The sequence below is a fragment of the Chryseobacterium sp. genome (genome assembly GCF_041914225.1).
Classification (GTDB): Bacteria; Bacteroidota; Bacteroidia; order Flavobacteriales; family Weeksellaceae; genus Chryseobacterium.
The window spans coordinates 5575-24955 of the sequence record NZ_JAYSDT010000018.1; the positions used below are offsets into that span (position 1 = coordinate 5575).

16 protein-coding genes are annotated in these 19381 nt (G+C 37.9%); 10 read left to right on the top strand and 6 right to left on the bottom strand.

Going from position 1 to position 19381, the window contains the following annotated elements:
- The first annotated feature begins 120 nt into the window (after positions 1–120).
- From ACE3RB_RS09975 to ACE3RB_RS09995, 5 genes are all read left to right on the top strand, one after another.
- Positions 121–486, top strand: coding sequence for a BlaI/MecI/CopY family transcriptional regulator (locus ACE3RB_RS09975; RefSeq protein WP_041461463.1), 366 nt, complete (start codon positions 121–123; stop codon positions 484–486).
- A 6-nt stretch (positions 487–492) separates the two neighbouring features.
- Positions 493–2484: a M56 family metallopeptidase gene (locus ACE3RB_RS09980; protein WP_374464088.1), complete on the top strand. Its 1992-nt coding sequence runs from the start codon at positions 493–495 to the stop codon at positions 2482–2484.
- 56 nt (positions 2485–2540) lie between these two features.
- Positions 2541–3443, top strand: coding sequence for a GLPGLI family protein (locus ACE3RB_RS09985; RefSeq protein ID WP_374464089.1), 903 nt, complete (start codon positions 2541–2543; stop codon positions 3441–3443).
- Between the two features lie 139 nt (positions 3444–3582).
- Positions 3583–4149: a sugar O-acetyltransferase gene (locus ACE3RB_RS09990; RefSeq protein ID WP_374464090.1), complete on the top strand. Its 567-nt coding sequence runs from the start codon at positions 3583–3585 to the stop codon at positions 4147–4149.
- Positions 4150–4170: 21 nt separating this feature from the next.
- Positions 4171–5037: a GLPGLI family protein gene (locus tag ACE3RB_RS09995; RefSeq protein ID WP_374464091.1), complete on the top strand. Its 867-nt coding sequence runs from the start codon at positions 4171–4173 to the stop codon at positions 5035–5037.
- Positions 5038–5106: 69 nt separating this feature from the next.
- Here ACE3RB_RS09995 and fsa read toward each other — a convergent pair whose 3' ends face one another.
- Entirely contained in the window at positions 5107–5760 is a 654-nt protein-coding gene (fsa, locus tag ACE3RB_RS10000) for a fructose-6-phosphate aldolase (RefSeq protein ID WP_002978975.1), read from the bottom strand.
- A gap of 249 nt (positions 5761–6009) precedes the next feature.
- Here fsa and ACE3RB_RS10005 point away from each other — a divergent pair, with 249 nt between their 5' ends.
- Positions 6010–6498, top strand: a complete 489-nt coding sequence (locus tag ACE3RB_RS10005) for a YdeI/OmpD-associated family protein (RefSeq protein WP_374464092.1) — start codon at positions 6010–6012, stop codon at positions 6496–6498.
- Between the two features lie 63 nt (positions 6499–6561).
- Here ACE3RB_RS10005 and ACE3RB_RS10010 read toward each other — a convergent pair whose 3' ends face one another.
- Complete coding sequence (locus ACE3RB_RS10010) at positions 6562–7092, bottom strand: tetratricopeptide repeat protein (protein WP_332386537.1); 531 nt, start codon at positions 7090–7092, stop codon at positions 6562–6564.
- A gap of 195 nt (positions 7093–7287) precedes the next feature.
- On the opposite strand from ACE3RB_RS10010, the gene pepE reads away from it, so the two are divergent.
- The 4 genes from pepE to ACE3RB_RS10030 all read left to right on the top strand — a co-directional run bounded on the left by pepE (position 7288) and on the right by ACE3RB_RS10030 (position 11491).
- The gene (pepE, locus tag ACE3RB_RS10015; protein ID WP_374464093.1) at positions 7288–7980 is read left to right on the top strand and encodes a dipeptidase PepE; all 693 of its coding nucleotides are present in this window, start codon (positions 7288–7290) and stop codon (positions 7978–7980) included.
- Positions 7980–8831, top strand: coding sequence for a hypothetical protein (locus ACE3RB_RS10020; RefSeq protein ID WP_374464094.1), 852 nt, complete (start codon positions 7980–7982; stop codon positions 8829–8831). Before pepE ends, ACE3RB_RS10020 begins: the two co-directional genes overlap by 1 nt.
- Positions 8832–8941: 110 nt before the next feature.
- On the top strand, positions 8942–10315 hold the full coding sequence (gene dacB / locus ACE3RB_RS10025) for a D-alanyl-D-alanine carboxypeptidase/D-alanyl-D-alanine-endopeptidase (RefSeq protein WP_374464095.1): 1374 nt from the start codon (positions 8942–8944) through the stop codon (positions 10313–10315).
- A 6-nt stretch (positions 10316–10321) separates the two neighbouring features.
- Positions 10322–11491 carry a sensor histidine kinase gene (locus ACE3RB_RS10030; protein ID WP_374464096.1) on the top strand — a complete coding sequence of 390 codons (1170 nt, stop codon included), beginning with the start codon at positions 10322–10324 and terminating at the stop codon, positions 11489–11491.
- 113 nt (positions 11492–11604) lie between these two features.
- On the opposite strand, the gene ACE3RB_RS10035 is transcribed toward ACE3RB_RS10030, so the two are convergent.
- From ACE3RB_RS10035 to tatC, 4 genes are all read right to left on the bottom strand, one after another.
- A complete protein-coding gene (locus tag ACE3RB_RS10035) occupies positions 11605–13461 on the bottom strand; it encodes a PDZ domain-containing protein (RefSeq protein ID WP_374464097.1) in 1857 nt (618 codons plus the stop codon).
- Positions 13462–13593: 132 nt separating this feature from the next.
- Positions 13594–15225, bottom strand: a complete 1632-nt coding sequence (locus ACE3RB_RS10040) for a M1 family metallopeptidase (RefSeq protein ID WP_374464098.1) — start codon at positions 15223–15225, stop codon at positions 13594–13596.
- A 138-nt stretch (positions 15226–15363) separates the two neighbouring features.
- On the bottom strand, positions 15364–18321 hold the full coding sequence (locus ACE3RB_RS10045) for a reprolysin-like metallopeptidase (protein WP_374464099.1): 2958 nt from the start codon (positions 18319–18321) through the stop codon (positions 15364–15366).
- Between the two features lie 224 nt (positions 18322–18545).
- Entirely contained in the window at positions 18546–19373 is an 828-nt protein-coding gene (gene tatC, locus ACE3RB_RS10050) for a twin-arginine translocase subunit TatC (protein ID WP_374464100.1), read from the bottom strand.
- Between the last annotated feature and the right edge of the window lie 8 nt (positions 19374–19381).

Here is a 19381-nt window from a genome sequence, read left to right on the forward strand (position 1 = left end):
GGTTTATCACTAAAAAAATAGTTGTTTGATTCATTTTTATTTCTACATTTGTATAACTAATTTCTTAGTGATATAGGATTGAACGATTTTATATCATAATAATTGATAAATGAACAGGATATGAAAATTCAGACTTTAACAAAAGCAGAAGAACAGGTAATGCAGTATTTATGGAAAATAGAAAAAGGATTTCTTAAAGATGTTCTTGATCTTTTTCCGGAGCCAAAGCCGCATACCAATACAGTCTCTACTATTTTGAAAGTATTGAAGGACAAAGAGTTTGTAGACTATCGTGTACATGGGAGACAGCATGAGTATTTTCCGCTTGTTTCAAAAGAGCAGTATTCCGGGAAGACCATGAAAAGCCTTGTGAAAAACTATTTTAAAGGTTCTTACAAAAGTGCCGTTTCATTTCTGGTAGAAAAAAATGAAATGACGGTGGAAGACCTTGAGATGCTATTGGATGAACTCAAAAAGAAAGACTAAATACCTATGGAAGCAATACTTTTATACTTTGGAAAAATTATTTTATGTTCGGGTGTAACGTTTTTGTACTATCAGTTGTCTTTAAAGGACAAGACATTCCATCATTATAACAGATTTTATCTGTTGGCGGCGATTGTGATCTCGCTGTTATTACCGCTCATAAAGGTAGATGATTTTACGATCGAGGTAAATAGTGATATGTATATGCTTCTTGACAGGATACAGAATTTTAATACAGAAAAAACTATAGACAATGGTAACCTTTATTTTAACCTTACTTTTTCAGCTCTGGGACTGGTTTCTCTCTATTTTCTAGGGAAGCTTATCTACGGGATTTTTAAAATCCAGCAGTTTAAAAAACAGTTTCAGAAAGAAAGTTTTGACGGGATCAACTTTTACCGTACAGACCTTAACGAAGCCCCGTTTTCCTACTTTAAAAATCTTTTCTGGAAGAATGCCATTACCCTGCATTCTGATATCGGAAAGCAGATTTTAAAGCATGAGATGGTACATATTGAGCAGAAACATTCCTTTGATAAGATTTTTATCGAGATTATAACCTCTGTTTTCTGGTTCAATCCGTTCTTTCATATCATCAAAAAAGAAATTAATCTTATCCACGAATACCTGGCTGATAAAAAAGCCGTAAAACAATCGGACACTAAAGCATTTGCGCAGATGCTTTTAGCAAGCCACTTTTCCGGAACACAGTTGCCTGCTGCCAGTCCGTTTCTAAGTTCAAACCTTAAAAAAAGACTTAAGATGTTACAAAAACCAAAAACCAAGTTCGGATATGCGCGAAGAATTTTTGCATTACCGGTTTTATTCTCAGTAGCCTTTGCTTACCTGGTAAATGCTAAAAACAGAGAAATTGAGGAAACCAATATCAGCATTCAGAAAGCGGTTTCACAAATTAAGAAAGACACAGTAAGACCTGAAAAAATACAACAGGAAGAAGTTGCAGATCCAATACCGGAATTGCCTAAATTAAAAGCAAAATCAGCGGAACTTCAAAAAGAGCTTAATCAGAAAAGCAAAGAATTAAGTAAGCTGAAACCTGAAACTTCAGCTTTTGATAAGAAAATAGAAGAAATTAACCAGCTTGCCTCAGAAATGGGGAAAATAGGTGACGAAACCTCCAGACTGGTTGATAACTATTTCAAATCTCCGGAATGGAAAAATAAAATGCTGGCGCTGGATAATATGAAAGTAGAATTGCCGGAATTGTCCAACCTCGATATTGATGTTGATTTTCCGGACCCGTCTGTACCACCGGATGCGCCGGACACTCCTCCAGGAGCGCCAAAAGCACCAAAGGCACCAAGAGTATTTTACTTCAAAAATAATAACGCTGTCCACTTCAAAGATCTGAGCGGTAAAGAAAAGGCTGAAATCCGTAAAGCGATGAAAGAAGCCAGAAAAGCAATGAAGGAAGGTGAAAAAGCCAGAATCCAAGGTGAGAAGGCAAGAATTGAAGGAGACAGAGCAAGGATAGAAGGACAAAAAGCCTTATTGGAAGGTGACCGTGCCAGAGCAGAAGGAGCTAGAGCCAGATTAGAAGGGGAAAAAGCAAGAATTGAAGGAGAAAAAGCAAGAGCTGAGGGAGATAGAATCCGCAAAGAAAATATAAGAATACGAATAGATGGGGACAAAATCAGAAAAGAGGTTGAAAGAGCCCGTGCAGAAGCAGAAAAGAGATCATTCAGCTTTAAAGACGGAACCTTTATAAAAGTGACCAATGCTTCACCTGATGTTATCGTAATGAACGCAGATTTTATCAAAAAAGACGGTAATGGAAACATCGCCATGAATGGGGTGAAAAATTTCAGAATAAGCGGAAATGATGATGTTAAATACAAGTATTATATTGACGGAAGGGAAGTTTCTAAGGATGATGTAAATTCATTAGATACCAGCAATATATCGAAAGTCAATGTCAATACTCAGAAAAAAGGAGATTTTAAGCAGGGGGAAGTAAGAATTGAGACAAAGAAATAAAGTTCCACCAGGCTTTGTCAGTTTCAGATTGGCAAAGCCTTTTTTAATCATACACTATGAAAATTAAAATTCTATTTTTTGTATTTCTGGGAGTACTCGCCAGTGCACAGGTCAACAGATTTTTTTATGAATATAAGTTTATTCCGGATTCCAGTAATAAGGAAGATGTAAAGACAGAAATGATGATGCTCGATATCGATAAAAACGGATCAAGCTATTACAGCCGTGATAAATTTGTAGCAGATTCCACCGGAAAGGCAGAACTTGAAAAGCAGCTGAAAGCAGGAGGCGGAAATATAAGTGTCAACAGAAGGGAAAGACCGGGACAGGTTTCCTATAAAGTAACCAAACAATACCCGGATTTTAAAACGTACCTTTTCAGAAGCATTTCTACAGATAAGTATAAAATAAAGGAAGACCAGAAACCGGAATGGAAAATACTGCCTGAAAAACAAAAAATAGGAGCATATCAGGCTCAGAAAGCCACTGCCAGCTTTGGAGGAAGAGAATGGATAGCCTGGTTTACAACAGATCTCCCTTTTCAGGATGGCCCTTATGTCTTTTACGGACTTCCCGGCCTTATCGTAAAAATTGAAGATACTACCGGATCTCATATAATGACGATGATAGGGAATAAAACAGTAAATGCTCCGGCCACTGAATCAGAAATGCAGGTGCCTGATCATGTAAGAGTGCTTGGAATAGGCGGAAAAGAGCTTGAAGTAACAAAAGATCAGTTCAAAAAAGTATGGAAAGCATATGTAAATGATCCTGCCAAGAATATGAGAGAAATGCTGATGAAAAACGGTGATGGCAATACTAAAGTCAGTTTCAAGGTGAGAACTAACGATGGCAAAGAAATCTCAGACCCCAACCAGGTACTTCGCGAAATAGAAAAAAATACTAAAGAAGCCCTTAAAAAAGATAACAATCCGATTGAACCGGATCTGGTGAACTAAAATCATTATATTTTCTATTATAAACAGGATAGCATGGATGTTATTCTGTTTTTTTATTTGTATGTAGGTGATGAATATCAATTAAGATAATTGTTACAAATTTCTTATCTTTCAATAGTTAACACCAACTTAATATGTTATGACAGAAAAGGAAAAATGTGCAGCCGGACTTTTATATAATGCCAATTATGATGAAGAGCTGATTCAGGAGCGTATTGCCTGCAAGGATTTGTGCCAGGAGTATAATGCCCTGAAAAATTCAGATGCAGAAAAGCGATATCAATTACTCAAAAAAATTATTGGCCGTATGAAGGGAAATATCTGCATAGAACCCAATTTCTGGTGCGATTACGGATATAATATAAAAGTAGGGGAAAATTTCTATGCCAATCATAACCTTGTTATTCTGGATTGTGCCAAAGTAGAATTTGGCGATAATGTGTTTATTGGTCCCAACTGCAGTTTTTATACCGCAGGCCATCCGCTGGATGTGCAGCAAAGGAATGAAGGCTTGGAATATGCACTTCCGATAAAAGTAGGCGATAATGTATGGCTGGGTGGAAAGGTAGTTGTACTTCCGGGTGTTTCTATTGGAAATAACTCAGTGATAGGAGCAGGAAGTGTTGTCACAAAAGATATTCCTGATAATGTAGTGGCCGTGGGAAATCCGTGCAGGGTTGTTAAATCAATTGTAAAGGAAAATTAAATAATTTTCAACTAATAATCTATGAAAAAAATAATTATTGCATTCAGCCTGCTGTTGGCTCTTGCAGCTAATGCTCAGAATCAATACTGTATTTATGAATATAAATACAGTATTGATTCTACTGCCAAAGACAAACCCGAAACTGAAATAATGTTTCTTGATGTTGTTTCCAAAGGATCCAAGTTTTACAGTAAAGATGTTTTTGAATCAGATTCCCTTATGATTGCATCTATGGAAAAACAAGTACAGGCTGGAAGTACGGAAATCAACTTTTCCGGTATTAAATTTAAAGGTAAGGTGCCTTATAGTGTTGAAAAAAGCTATCCTGATTATTCAGTGAGCTTTTTTAACAATTTATCTGCGGATGAATATTTGGTGCAGGATGAAAGAAAACAGGAGTGGAAAATCCTTCCGCAAAAAGAAAAAATAGGAACATTTAATGCTCAGAAGGCCGTTTGTAATTTTGCGGGCAGAAAATGGACGGCGTGGTTTACACCGGATCTGCCGATTCAGGATGGACCTTATAAGTTTTCAGGACTTCCGGGATTGATTATAAAGATGGAAGATGCTTCCCGCACACATTCATTTGAATTAAAAGGGAGTAAAAAACTTCCGGCCGGATACGAGTGGAAGAGTACCAAAGAAAAAGAAAGGTTTAATGCACTGGTTACTGTAACGGAAGCCAAATACCGGAGAGCCTTCAAAGAATATCTTGAAGATCCGATGAAAAGTGAAAAGCAAATGGCAGCTCAGGGAATTGAAATGCAGGAAATAGACGAATCCGGAAAATTGATTCCTATTGATAAAGCACAAAAAGCTAAAGAAATAAAAAAGAAGAATGATCTTAAAAAGCAGAACAACATCCTGGAACTGGATCTTCTGAAATAAGATTGGACACAAAAAAGAAATCCCGGAACAAAGTCCGGGATTTTTATATTCTGAATCAAGAGTCAGTGATTATGCCAATTTCTGAGAATCTGCAACAAACTGAGCCAATCCGCTGTCTGTTAACGGGTGCTTCAATAAGCTCAAGATCGGAGGAAGTGGGGATGTAATAACATCTGCTCCGATTTTAGCACAGTCAATGATATGCATTGAGTGTCGGATAGAAGCTGCAAGGATTTCAGTTTCGTACATATAGTTATCGAAAATTAATCTGATTTCCTGGATAAGGTTCAGACCATCTGTAGAAATATCATCCAGTCTTCCAAGGAACGGAGATACATAAGTAGCTCCTGCCTTTGCTGCCAAAAGAGCCTGCCCCGGAGAGAAGATCAATGTACAGTTGGTTTTGATTCCTTTGTCAGAAAAATATTTTAAAGCTTTGATTCCGTCTTTGATCATCGGAATTTTTACAACGATATTAGGGTGAATCGCAGCCAATTCGTCTCCTTCTTTAATCATTTCTTCGTATGTTGTAGAAAGAACTTCTGCAGAAATATCTCCGTCTACAAGCTCGCAGATCGTTTTATAGTGGTTTTTGATGGCTTCAGCTCCCTGAATTCCTTCTTTTGCCATTAATGAAGGGTTGGTGGTAACACCATCTAAAATTCCAAGATCTCTTGCTTCCTTAATTTGCTCTAAATTAGCTGTGTCAATAAAAAATTTCATTTTGATAAATAGATTTATTGATACAAATATAGGGAATTAATTGGGTTCTGAGGTATGAATTTTGAGTTACGGAGTTCCGGGTACGAGTTATAGAGTCGGAGGGTTTGAGAGTTTGGGAGTTTTGAGTTTTAAGCGTGAAGAATAGGAAAGGAAATTTTTCTATTAATCTTAAATCAAACTATTATTTTTGCTTCTAGCTTCTAGCTTCTAGCTTCTAGCTTCCAGCCTGATCATTTTAAATTATGAATTATGGAAAACAAGAGTTTCACCGCTACATTGGAAATCATAGGAATTAACCCTTTTGTATTTGTTCCGGAAGAAGTACTGGATACGATTTTTGAAAAATCAGGCAGAAATAAAAGTCCTATCCCGGTAAAAGGAACTGTGAACGGAAAGGAATTTAAACAAAACCTGATGAAATATCTGGGAGAATGGAGATTGTACGTGAACCTCATCATGTTGAAAAATTCACCCAAAAGAATAGGAGAAATTATTGAAGTCGTACTGGAGTATGATGATTCCGACAGAAGTATTTCCATCCATCCCCAACTGGAAAAGGCAATTAAAGAGAGCAATCTGGCAACGGAAAACTTTGAAAAGCTGATTCCCTCAAGAAGGCATGAGCTGATCAGGTATATCAATAATTTAAAAACCGACGTCAGTATTCAGAGAAATATTGAGAAAATTATTCGCCACCTGCATGGTGAAACCGATTTTTTTGGAAAGAAAATTAAATAAACTAAGTATTCATCATTGATAATAACAAAAATGCCGGAAAAACTTTCCGGCATTTTTATTTTACTAAGAATTTAATGTTTTGCTAAGTTTCAGAGCATCCTCGTTGGTCGGATCATACTGAATTGATTTAGCAATATGCTCTTTAGCTTTATTTGGATCAGTTTTCTGTTCTGAGAAGGCAAGATAGAAATAGGCATATGCCAGGTTTTTCTTATTTTGCTCTACCTCTTCAGGTTTTACTGTTGCAATATACTTTTCGTAAGCAATTTTGGCATTGGCATCATCTTTAGCAGACTGATAGGCATAAGCCTGGCTGTAATAAGACGGAGCCCAGTCCGGTAATAAAACAGAGATTTTTTTCCAGGTGTCAATAGCATTCGTCCAGTCTGATGCATCCTGGTAAGCTGCTGCTAATTTTGCTAATGATTCCGTATCTTTTGGATTGGCCTCAACCTGCTTTTTAAGTCCTTCAATAGTTGGATTTGCTGTCTGGCTTGTGGTGGCCGAAGTTTCAGGTTGAGTTGTTTGTGCATTTACAAGACTTACACTTCCTGCTAGTATCAAACCTAAGAATAGGCTATTAATTTTACTCATTTTCATAATCTTATATTTTAAAGTCAAAATCTAAAATTCAATAATAATTCCACAAAATCTTAAATTTTAGAGGCTTTAAGTTTTTTTAGAAAATATTAACGGGATTGCTGTTTTTTTTAATTTAATTTTTGATTCGTTAATCTTTGAGGTTATCTTTGTCCTTCATTTTTTATTAATACTATATAATTTCGTCACATGAATATCATATTAGCCTCAACATCCACACTTTTTGGTGGAGAATATCTGGAATACCTGAGAGAAGAATTAATCCGATTATATAAAGGTATTGACGAAATCGTGTTTATTCCTTTCGCACGCCCGGGAGGTATTTCCCATGATGATTATACTGCAAAAGCGCGTTCTTTCTTTGAAACCATCAATATAAAAGTAAAAGGACTGCATGAATTTGAAAATAGAACAGAGGCCCTGAACCAGGTAAAAGGTTATTTTACAGGAGGAGGAAATACTTTTTTACTGGTTAAAACATTGCATGAAGAAGGATTGATGTCTGTTCTGAAAGAAAATGTATCAGCCGGAAAAGCTTATCTGGGATGTAGTGCCGGAAGTAATATCGGAGGCCAGAATATGAAAACTACGAACGATATGCCAATTGTATATCCGCCAAGCTTCGATTGTATGGGGCTGGTTCCTTTTAATATCAATCCGCACTATCTGGATCCTAATCCGGATCTGAAGCATAACGGAGAAACCAGAGAAACCCGTATTAAGGAATTTCTTACCCAAAATGACATCAAAGTGGTAGGACTCAGAGAAGGAAACTGGATCAGAAGGACCGGAGATTCAATAACAGTTGAAGGAAGTGAACTGACAAGGATTTTTGAAAAAGGAAAAGAGCCTTACGAAATTGAAGCAGGAAGCAGACTTTAATGAACGAAAAAGAAATAAACCTTTTCATAGAACGTAACCTGACTAATTTTTCAGTGAACAGCACCGGATGGGACGGACTGATCCGGAAATTACTGTATGAATTTGTGATGGCAGGCTGGAATCCGGAGCATAATGTATTTGGAAAAGAAAAGTTTGGCAGATTGAGATGCTATACCTATTCTGAAGATGAAACACTCAATAAAAAACTTAAAGAAATCAAAGACAAATATTCAGAATTGTCTGTTAGAAGCTGTGAAATCTGTGGCAGTGAAGGTAAAATGAGAACTATAGGTTCGTGGCAGACCACATTGTGTCTGAACCATTTCCTGGAACAGCAGCCGGTTATTCAAATCGATAGTAAACAGAATATCAGGAGAGACAGTAAGACCATTCTGAATATTAAAAATATCATTAAAGCTGAGATTGAATATGACCTTCAGAGATTAGGGCTTTATACCAATCGGGAGGAAGTAGTTTATTTTTCATGGCAGGAGCCAAATTATTACCTGCTTTTAAAAACTATTCCGCTTTCGCTTTTCCCGAAAGACAGACGAATTGAAATTTCAAATTTATTTCAAAACTTGCAGGATTGTGAAATCTGTGGTTATAAGGCTGTTCATCAAAGGAATTGTTTGCGGTGTCATAATGAACCCTGGAGTGAATCCGGATTTTTAATTCAGGAGTACAAAGAAAAATCAGACTATATTAAAGACTGCCAGATGGATATTTTCATAGATGAAGATGATTATGAAAAATATTTTAAATACGACCGGTCATTTGAAGAATCTCCCGGTCATCAGGTTCTTTTCACTTCAGATGATCTCAGGGAGTATGAAAAGCTTTTATTTTAACTATATTTGATTAGAATTTAGACATACAAAAAGGTTCAGGTATGGAACATTAATAAACCATTGCAATGAACTTTTGAATGCTATTCGTTTAGACCCAAATTAACAATGTAATGAAAAAAACACTTGCTGTACTCACACTTTCTGTACAGATCGTTGCCGCACAGAATATCGCCCAGAAATTAGACAAAGCCACAAAGGATCTTATGGATTCTTCGGGAGCGGTTTCTTCCGGCTTATCATTTTATGTTTCGGATGAAAACGGCAATCTTATTTACGAATATCAAGGAAACAAAGGCCTTTCTACAGCTTCTACACAGAAAATTTTTACGGCAGGAGCCGCACTGGAAACTTTAGGGAAAAACTATACCTATACCACTACGTCAAGTTATTCCGGAAATATATCAGCAGGAACATTGAACGGGAATTTGTTTATCAGTTCCAATGGTGATCCTACATTGGGAAGCTGGCGGTATGAGGGCTATAAACCAGAAAATTTTAAAAAGAAACTGATAGATGCCATTAAAAATTCAGGGATAACAAAAATATCAGGTGACCTCGTCATTGATGATTCTTATTTCGACCATCAGACGATTCCGGGAGGTTGGCCATGGGATGATCTTGGAAATTATTATGGCGCCGGTGTATGGGGAATCAACTGGAAAGAAAACCAGTTTGATATTAATATTAACGGAACCGATTTTAAAAGCTTCTCTTATCCGCTGGAAGGTGTAAAATGGCTGAATGACTTGAAAACAGGAGGAAGTTCAGATCAAAGTCTGATTTTTACAGCACCCCATTCTGATGTCGCACTGATTAACGGGATGCTTCCGTCAGGGAAAACAGTTACTGTTTCCGGTTCTACTCCTAATCCGCCACTACAGCTGGCAGCAGAAGTAAAACAATGGTTGAAGGAATCAGGTATTGAACTTTCAGGAAAAGCAATAACAAACTCGCAGCTTGAAATTAATGGAAAACAGGCTTTGGAAGCTCCGAAAAATAACATCATCCTCACTTACCAATCGCCGACTCTGGATAAAATTGTATACTGGTTTCTAAGAAAAAGTATCAATCTGTATGGTGAAACATTGATTAAAACTTTAGGAAAAGAGAAAAAAGGAAATTCAAGTTTCAAAAGCGGGGTTTCTTATCTGAAAGAATTCTGGAAGTCAAAGGGAATCAATCCGAATATGATCAATTTTGCAGATGGAAGCGGACTTTCTCCGCAAAATTATGTGGCCGCAAAAGCAGAAGTGCAGGCTCTTTTATATGCTAAGAAACAATCCTGGTTTGAAGCATACTATGACGGATTTCCGGTACAGGATAATGGAATGAAGATGAAAAGCGGAACCATGAGAGATACCAAATCTTTTGCAGGATATCACACCGCAAAGGATGGGAAAAAATATGTATTTTCGATTATTATCAATAACTATCAGGGAAGTGGAAATACAGAGCTGCAGAAAATTCTGAATGTTTTAAAATAAATACCTTTGAGAAAATCTATCCTCACCAGGCTGAATAACTGGATCATTTTTGTTGTGATGACTACTTTGGTGATTGCCATTATAATAGCTTCAACATCGCTTATTAATTTTCTCAGAAAAGAGGAGATCAAAAGGATCAGCCTGCTTTCCAAAGCGATAAGGATACAGCAGGAAGTGAAGACTCCCGATACGGATGTTCTGGATCTGCTGCCGGATATCCTGAACATCAATAACACCATTCCGTTCATCGTAACAGATAAATATAAAAACCCGATTCTTGATCTCGGATACTACAGAAATATTCCTGAAAGTACGATCAAAAACCCTGAAAAACTACAGGATCTGATCCGGAATATGGAGAAAAATTATGATCCTATTGAGATCAAAGTGCCGGATGGAAATAACCAGTTTGTGTATTATGACAACTCACGCCTGCTTAATAACCTCAGGTATTCTCCTTACATTCTGGGACTGTTTATTCTGCTGTATTTTGGTTTTTCTTTCTGGTTTTTCAGAACCATCAAAAAGACAGACGAAGGATATCTCTGGGCAGGCCTGGCAAAAGAAACAGCCCATCAGATCGGAACACCTTTATCATCTATGATTGGCTGGATAGAAATTATGAAGCTGAATAATCCGGATTCGGAAGGAGTGCATGAGATTGAAAAAGATATTGAAAGGCTTAGAACCATCTCAGAACGGTTTTCAAAAATAGGATCCGTTCCTGAGCTAAACGATAGGAATTTCAATAAAACGATTCAGGAGAATTATGATTATTTAAAAACCAGAATTTCCAGAAAAATCAATTTTACTCTGAATCTTCCTACTTATACCGTTCTGGTGCCCCACAATAAGATCCTGATAAGCTGGGTGATTGAAAACCTGGTAAAAAATGCTGTGGATGCCATGAAAGGGGAAGGAGCCATCACAATATCTGTTTTTGAAAGAAATAAAAATATTTTAATTGAAGTAAAAGACAATGGAAGCGGAATGACAAAACAGCAGGCACGGAATGCTTTTAATCCCGGTTATTCTACCAAAAAAAGAGGTTGGGGACTGGGATTGTCACTGGCCAGAAGAGTCATCCATGAATACCACAACGGAGATATCAAGATTTCCCAGACGGAAATAGGAAAGGGAAGCACCTTTAGAATCACAATCAGAAAGGAGGAGTGATGCTGGCTTAATGAGTTGTAAACAGAAACCTAACAGGTTTTCAAAACCTGTTAGGTTTGAATGTTAAAGAATAAGAAAATAAAAAGCGGGGAAATTTTTCCCCGCTTTTCTCTTTATTTTTTACCAGTGAGCCACTGTGTCTGTAGTTTCAGTTCTTCCGGAGTCGGATTCGCTTTAAATACTGGGGTTTCCATGGTCATTTTATCCAGTATTGCCTTTCCTTTCAGCGTCATTTTCTCTTTCTTTCCGGCATTATCTCTCAGAATAGTTACCGTAACCTCCTGTCCGTCTTTAATGGTTCGGGTATACCCGATAAAATCCTGTACTTTTTTAATATCTACTGTTCTTCCATCAAGGGCAAGTACCTGGTCAGTAATTTTAAATCCTATACTTTTTGCAAATGGAGACAGTGCGGAATGTTCGTCAAAAGCAAAAGCATTGGTCTTGTCATCAAAACCTGTCTGGTTCGGATCTTTGATAAACCAGAAAATAGGCTGGCTTTCCTGCTTTTTAATATCTACACCTGCCATGCTCAGGTATTGTGCATAAGGTGTTGGCTGGTTTCCTGCAATATATTTGTTGTAAAATTCTTTTACCTGAGGGTATCCGGTTACAGCTACCAGTTCGTCAATCAGCTTATCATCTTTGAAAGGTTTGTTTTCACCAAATCTCTGTGACAGTTTTCTGATCATATCACGGTATCCCATTTCTCCGTTAGAAAGTTTTCTGAGCTCAATGTCTAAACACATTGCTAAAAGGGCCCCTTTCTCATACACATTTCTGTACTGATCTTTATAAGGCTCCACCAATACATTTTTACTCATTACCGTAAATGGCATTGTATCATCATAGCTCTTGGAGTTGGCGATTTTCTCACCAATTCTTTGCAGGAACTGGTTTTTATCAATCAGACCTTCCTGGATCTGGAATAAATTGGCAAAATATTCCGTTCCTCCTTCATACATCCATAGGTGCTGTGACATTTTCGGATCCGCGTAGTCAAAATAGTGGATTTCTTCAGAATGGGTCTTCAGAGGGTTCACTGTATGGAAGAACTCATGGGAAACCACATCAGTAATGGTGTTGTCGATAGCATCTTTAGGCATGGCTTCAGGAAGCACAACGCTTGTGGATTCATGGTGCTCCAGTGCTCCGAATCCTTTTACCGACGGACCGTCACCTCCGGAAAGATAAAGCATGATTGCATACTTTTTATTGGTATTCATATCTCCCAGGAATTTCTTCTGGGCAATAACCATCTTTTCAAGATTGTCTTTGAAGTCAGCGGCTTTGTATTTTCCTGTCGGAGAATATACACCCAATACAAGATCCATCCCTCCGGCATTGAAAGTGATATAATCCGGCTTTGTATACATAAGCGGAGAATCTGTTACTTTCGCATAATTGGCAAGGGTATAGGTATCTGTAGATTCAGATTTATCCTGATCTACCAACGCTGTGGTTCCGTAGAAGTCGGTTGGTTTCTGAACGATCAGCTGATACGGAACATCCTGCATATTCTCAATATATCCAATGAATCCGTGGGTATTGATCATATAAACTTTTCCTGCCTCAATATCGGTTCCTGACGGAGAAAATACAGCTTTATGTTTGGAGGTATCCGTTTCTTCATCAAAGCTGTCATTGACAAGATATGAGATTTTGGAAAGGCCCTGGGCATTTTTCAATGAATAGGTATTGTCATTTACTTTGGTATACGTAAGCTCTTTCCCTTTGTTGTCATAAAACTTAATTCCTTCGATGAATCTTCCGTAGTCATCTACAGAATAAGTACCCGGAACCGTTTTGGGGAAATGAAATTTAACATCCCCGGATTTCATTTTGGGGAATTCCATGGTAACGGCTACTTTATCATCTTTTACATTAACAAGGTCAATGGTTGTTTTAATAGACTGGGCATTTGCCAAAAAAGCAGCAAAAATACCGAGACTAAGTACTGTTTTTCTCATTAGGTTTACATTAATAGTTAAATAGTTGCTTTTTTTATCAATTTGTTACGGAAAAAGTATTAAACTTTTCTTAAAATTTTAAAGAAAAAACGAAAAAGGCAAATCTGCTGGTATGCGGATTTGCCTTTTTCTTTATTTAGTGTTAGTATAATTGATATAATAGTTGGGATTAAATTCCACCGGGCTATTCTTTTTAAGCTTTACGGTCTGCCATTCTTCTGTTGGATTTATAGTCTGATCACCATTAATGATAATGGGTAATTTCAGATTTTTTACCACATCTGTATAACGAAACTTTAAAGTATCACCATTTTGGGCATACTCCAGGGTTGGGATCTTTACCGTTCTCAGATACTGGTCAAAAACAGTAGAAAAATCGATTCCGGATTTTGAGGAAATATAATTTTCAATCTGTTGGGTGGTAACCGTCTGATGATAAAAATCCTTACTCAAACCTCTTAAAATCTGCCTGAATTTTTCATCATTATTGATGACCTGTCTTATGGTATGAAGCATGTTGGCACCTTTCGGATACATATCTCCGCTGCCTTCATTTCTTACTCCGTACTGGCCAATAATAGGAACATCATTGTCTATGACATGTCTGAGGCCGATCAAATACGTATCTGCTGATTTTTTATCCAGATATTTTTCGGTGAAAAGAACTTCAGAATACATCGTGAAACTCTCATGAATCCACATATCTGCCTGATCCTTTGCTGTAATATTGTTCGCAAACCACTCGTGGCCGCTTTCATGAATGATAATATAATCCCATTTCAGGCCAATTCCTGTTCCGGAAAGGTCTTTTCCCCTGTAGCCATTTTGATAGCCGTTTCCGTAGGCAACATTACTTTGATGTTCCATACCTAAGTACGGAGAGTCAACCAGCTTATAAGAATCTTCATAGAACGGGTAAGGTCCAAACCAGTATTCAAAGGCTGAAAGCATTGGTTTTACCTGTTCAAACTGTTTCTTTGCCTTATCCAGATTATAATCAAGAACCCAGTAGTCCAGATCAAGTTTTCCTTTTTCTCCGTTAAAAGTATCTTTAAAATTCACATATTTTCCGATGTTCGGAATGATAGAGTAGGCATTGATAGGATTTTTCACTTCCCAGGTATAAGTTGTTTTATTACCTTCTGTCTTTTGGCTGGTAAGTCTTCCGTTTCCAACCCCTACAAGATCCTTTGGAGTAATGATCTTCATCACAATACCGTTGTCCGGCTCATCGCTCCATATATCTTTTGTAGGAAGCCAGATAGAAGCCCCGATTCCCTCATCAGCAACACTCATCCACGGGTTTCCTTTTTCATCCTTAGTGAATACCCATCCACCGTCCCATGGTGCATTTTTAGCAATGGTTGGCTTTCCGGAATAGATCACGTTAATGGTATATTTTTCACCCTTTTTGAATTTTTTATTCGTTGTAATGAAAATAAAATCTCCATCCTGTTTATAATTGGCAATAGGAAAACTTGCATCTACCTTATCAACTTTCATTGGCTGCTGAAGGTCAATCTGAAAAACAGGATTGGTAACATCTTTAATAATCTCAAAGCTGATTGTATTATTTCCTTTGATGCTTTTCTGTTCAAAATCCGGTTCTACAGAAAGATCATATTTTTTGACATCCCAAAAATTCCGGAATTCCGTATTGGAACCTTTTAAAGTATCCTGTTTGGTAAAAACCTTTCCTTTCTCAAAGAACTGCCCGAAAACCAATCCTGATGCAAATAACAGGGTGTATGACAATTTTTTCATTTAAACTTTATTATAATCTTTTCAAAAGTATAAAATTAAATTAATAGCCTTATGCAGAAAATCAAATTAAATACAGATTTTAAGAAGACATGAAAAAGCCCGGCCATTAATGGCCGGGCTGTAAAAACAAGTTCGTTTTTATTTTTTGATGAATTTCAGGTTTGTAGTAGCACCTTTATCTTCAATTGAAATGATATAAGCTCCTGTACTTAATTTTGAAACAGGGATTTTATTATCATTAATCTGGCCGTTCATTACTTTCTGACCTGCCATATTGGTTATGATAAACTGAGCTTTAGATGAAATCTGAGTTACATTTAATACATCATTTACCGGGTTAGGATAGATCTGAATAGAACTCTTGTCTTTCACTGTCTCACTTGTGGAAAGCTGCTGCTGGATAAGTACCGGGTAATCTTCAACTTCACCGTACTGCTGGTTGCTGCATCCGCTGCTTGGCTGGCTTTCATATCCCAATACCACTCTCATAATAACGTTTCCTCCGGTATAAGCATCTGCAGGTACAGAGAATGTTCCGGAAACCGGTGTTGCTGTGTTAGGTGCACTGGTGTAGATTACTTCAGACGAAGAGAATACTCCGTCTCTGTTGAAGTCTATCCACGCTGTTACTCCGTCATTATATTGTGCGCCTGTCCATGCTTTGGTAATGCTTATATTGTTCCCTGAAGATCCGGACATAAGGGTAATCAGCTTCGAAGGATCGGCAGTGTAATCCGTATAAGGAGTATTGCTGCTGCTGTTTGAAACAGGATTCATTCCCGAAGGTGTTACCGTCACATTGGAAATATATTCGTCAGCTGCGTTTGTTCCCGTTATTGAACATTTAGCAAATGAAGACGTTGTAAAATTGGTTGATGCTGAATAAGAACCCAGCGTACCTCCGCAGACATTAGCCACCTGTACTTCATATTGAGTTGATTCGGTAAGCCCTGAAATGGTATATGAGTTCGTTGAAACAGGAACAGTGGTCCATGTGGCAGTTCCTACTTTTCTGTACTGTACAGAATAGGATGCACCTACCAGAGCAGCCCAGTTTACAGATGCCGAAGTTCTAGTAATTCCTGTTACAGTAATTCCGGTAGGGGCAGATGTTGTACAGGCACTTGCAGATGCGGAAACGGTAGCATTTCCAATCGCATAGAATACATTATCAACAGCACTTATCCTTATTTTTACACTGGCACCTGTTGCCAGAGAAGAGAATGAAAACGGTTCAGCGCCATCGTTAGGAGTAGATGGGGTAATTACTGTCCATGTGCTGCCATTGTCTGTAGTATAGTCTATTTTAACATTCTGTACATTATACGGAGCATTATTGGTGTTTACCACATCCCATGTAACCGCTCCCGGTGTATTATTGTAAACAGTAGCTGAAGTTACTTTAAACGGACCTTCGTTTCCTATATCCACTTTCATCAGGCTGCTCTGTGTCTGCTGTTGTGCAGCATCAGGATTATTGTCTCTTACCATTACCTTGAAATTCATCGTTCTTGGGATGTTGGATACTGTTTCCCAATCTGCAGCACTGGTAAGAGTGCCATTAAGAACATTTGAGAATTTAGGGAAATAACGGGTAGGAGAAGTTGTAGGGATCAGAGATCTGAAGTTGGCCCCATTATTTCTGGTGGCACTTACCGGTCCGAAAGCAGAAGTAGCCAGATCATATTGCTCCCAGGTATAGGTCATAGGATCATTTTGAGCGTCTGCTGCAGAAGCGGTTAACACAAAAGCTGTTCCTTTAGGGATCATTTTACTGGCCATTGGCTGAATAGAAGGAGGTGTATTGGCTACCGGAGTAATAATACCGCAATCCTGAGAATTCACATATGCTCCTACCTCCTCAATATTTTTAGTATGGAAATAAGCATCAGAATGCATCTGAACATTATAGTTGGTAATACCGGCGTATCCCATAATAGTAGATCCGGATCCCGGCTCCATATGGGCACCGTGCAAAGCAATAGACATTGTATGTGCAGCACCGAACTGATGGCCGATTTCATGAGCTACGAAGTCTATATCATAATTATCTCCGAAAGGCTGATCCGGAGTAGAAGGTGACGTGATTCCCGCACCTTTTGAAGTTGCATCGTTATTGCTTGCGGGATTTCTGCAGACATTTCCTACATCTCCAGCACTTCCGCCGCCACCTCTGTGGCCAAAGAAATGTCCTATATCATAAGCATTGTTACCCACACCTGCTGTATTGGTAAGAGTTTGCTGAAGCTGAAGGTTCCATGCTGCGGGAGCACTGTATGTACCATTTGAATTGGTTATTACATCCGAATAAGGATCCGTAGCGGGATTGGGAAATATGAGCTGAGGAAGATCCTGCACAATCATATGAATTCCGAAATCTTTTTCGAAAACACCATTTACACGGTTCATTGTCGCATTAATACGTGCCGCTGCCAAAGGAACGCTTCCGGCAAGCTGTGTATATTCACCGTTTACGGAAATAGCAATTCTATAGGTTCTGTACTTTTGTTCACTGCTTTTATTAAAACCCCCGCTATTCAAAACACTTTTTGTCTTAAGCAGTTTATTCATCTCTTTTTTTGCTTTCTCAGGCTCAGAAGTTCTGCATTCGAAAGGATCTTCATGAGATTTATTGGATTTGAAAAAGACTCCGTATACATCCTTTTCTTTGTTGATGGGTTCTATGAATTCATATTTTCCTGTATCGGCGTCAAATACCATAGACTGGAAGTCATTAGGAGCAGTACTGAACCGGATTCGCTTATGTGGGCTGTCCACCCCGATACCTGAATAGGCTCCCAATTCATACCGTTCCGCCATCGACTTTTCCACTACAGGAGAGCTGTACACTGAAAACCTTTCAATTTTTCCGTTGGCCGCAGGGATAGAAACAATTACAGGGTTTCCTCCTGTACCTGCTTCAGGAGCATTTTTTAGCTGATCTCTCAATGCAGAAAGGTCAAATTTATAGGCGTATTCTACCTTTACTTCTTTCCTTACCGGTGTCACTTTTTCCGAGACAGGTTCCCAGCGTTGTGCCTGTAAACCACTCAGGCTTAAAGCCAATGCACAGACGAGAATAATTTTCTTTTTCATATTATTTTTGATTGTAATTAAAGTTTTAAATATAGTGTATTTTTTTAAAATTTTTGTTGATAATTCAGTGTTAATTGTTCCTAACTTGATAATATTAGTTAAATTTTGTAGTTGTTTTAAATTGAATTAAGAATAAATATAATTAAGGTTAATATTTTTATATAAAAAATAAGCGCTACCATTCCGTTGAATAGTAGCGCCTGTATTTTTTAGTAAAATATTAATTATTCTTGTACTGCAGGAAGGTTTTCATTGCTTTTCTGAACCTTTTTATAAGTGAATGTACACATCATAATGCTGAATTCATACAAGATCAGCAGCGGGAAGGCGGCCATCAGCATACTTAAAACGTCAGCAGGGGTAATGATTGCAGCAACTACCATAATCAGAACAATAGCATGACGACGATAGGTTTTCATGAACACAGGTGTAAGGATTCCGATGCTGGTAAGGAAATAGATCAGAATAGGGAAGAGGAATATCACTCCCATACCCAAAACCACCTGTAAAAATAAAGTGGTATAATCACTTAAGTCATAAAGCGGAACAATAATATCCGAAATTTTAAAAATAACCCCGAAATTAACAGCAAACGGAAGGATTAAAAAATAACCGCATAATACTCCGGTCATGAAAAGCATCCATACTGCATTGATGATATAAATAGAATTCTTTTTTTCTCTCGGGTGTAAAGCCGGACTGATAAAGCGCCACAGCTCCCATACAATATAAGGAAACGCAGCCACCATCCCGCCGAAAACCGATACAGCCATCATTACATTGAACTGCTGATACAGCCTCTGTACGCGGACAGGAAAATCTTTTGGAAGATGAATGCTGTCTTCCCCTAAGATCATTCTTGAAAAATGATTAACAAGCCTGAAGGTAGGGAAATCATTTCTGGTAGGCCCGAAAAAGATATGGTCCATAATCCAGTTGATGTTAAAGCCCACTACAAAAGCAGCAACTATGATAGCAATAATCGAACGGATCAGGTGTCCTCTTAATTCTCCTATATGTCCAAGAAAGGACATGTCTTTACCTTCGCTCACAGAATAAA

Excerpts from the sequence above, each read along its gene's own strand:
- ACE3RB_RS09975 (WP_041461463.1), top strand. The coding sequence starts at position 121 with ATGAAAATTCAGACTTTAACAAAAGCAGAAGAACAGGTAATGCAGTAT.
- ACE3RB_RS09980 (WP_374464088.1), top strand. The coding sequence starts at position 493 with ATGGAAGCAATACTTTTATACTTTGGAAAAATTATTTTATGTTCGGGT.
- ACE3RB_RS09985 (WP_374464089.1), top strand. The coding sequence starts at position 2,541 with ATGAAAATTAAAATTCTATTTTTTGTATTTCTGGGAGTACTCGCCAGT.
- ACE3RB_RS09990 (WP_374464090.1), top strand. The coding sequence starts at position 3,583 with ATGACAGAAAAGGAAAAATGTGCAGCCGGACTTTTATATAATGCCAAT.
- ACE3RB_RS09995 (WP_374464091.1), top strand. The coding sequence starts at position 4,171 with ATGAAAAAAATAATTATTGCATTCAGCCTGCTGTTGGCTCTTGCAGCT.
- fsa (WP_002978975.1), bottom strand. The coding sequence starts at position 5,760 with ATGAAATTTTTTATTGACACAGCTAATTTAGAGCAAATTAAGGAAGCA.
- ACE3RB_RS10005 (WP_374464092.1), top strand. The coding sequence starts at position 6,010 with ATGGAAAACAAGAGTTTCACCGCTACATTGGAAATCATAGGAATTAAC.
- ACE3RB_RS10010 (WP_332386537.1), bottom strand. The coding sequence starts at position 7,092 with ATGAGTAAAATTAATAGCCTATTCTTAGGTTTGATACTAGCAGGAAGT.
- pepE (WP_374464093.1), top strand. The coding sequence starts at position 7,288 with ATGAATATCATATTAGCCTCAACATCCACACTTTTTGGTGGAGAATAT.
- ACE3RB_RS10020 (WP_374464094.1), top strand. The coding sequence starts at position 7,980 with ATGAACGAAAAAGAAATAAACCTTTTCATAGAACGTAACCTGACTAAT.
- dacB (WP_374464095.1), top strand. The coding sequence starts at position 8,942 with ATGAAAAAAACACTTGCTGTACTCACACTTTCTGTACAGATCGTTGCC.
- ACE3RB_RS10035 (WP_374464097.1), bottom strand. The coding sequence starts at position 13,461 with ATGAGAAAAACAGTACTTAGTCTCGGTATTTTTGCTGCTTTTTTGGCA.
- ACE3RB_RS10040 (WP_374464098.1), bottom strand. The coding sequence starts at position 15,225 with ATGAAAAAATTGTCATACACCCTGTTATTTGCATCAGGATTGGTTTTC.
- ACE3RB_RS10045 (WP_374464099.1), bottom strand. The coding sequence starts at position 18,321 with ATGAAAAAGAAAATTATTCTCGTCTGTGCATTGGCTTTAAGCCTGAGT.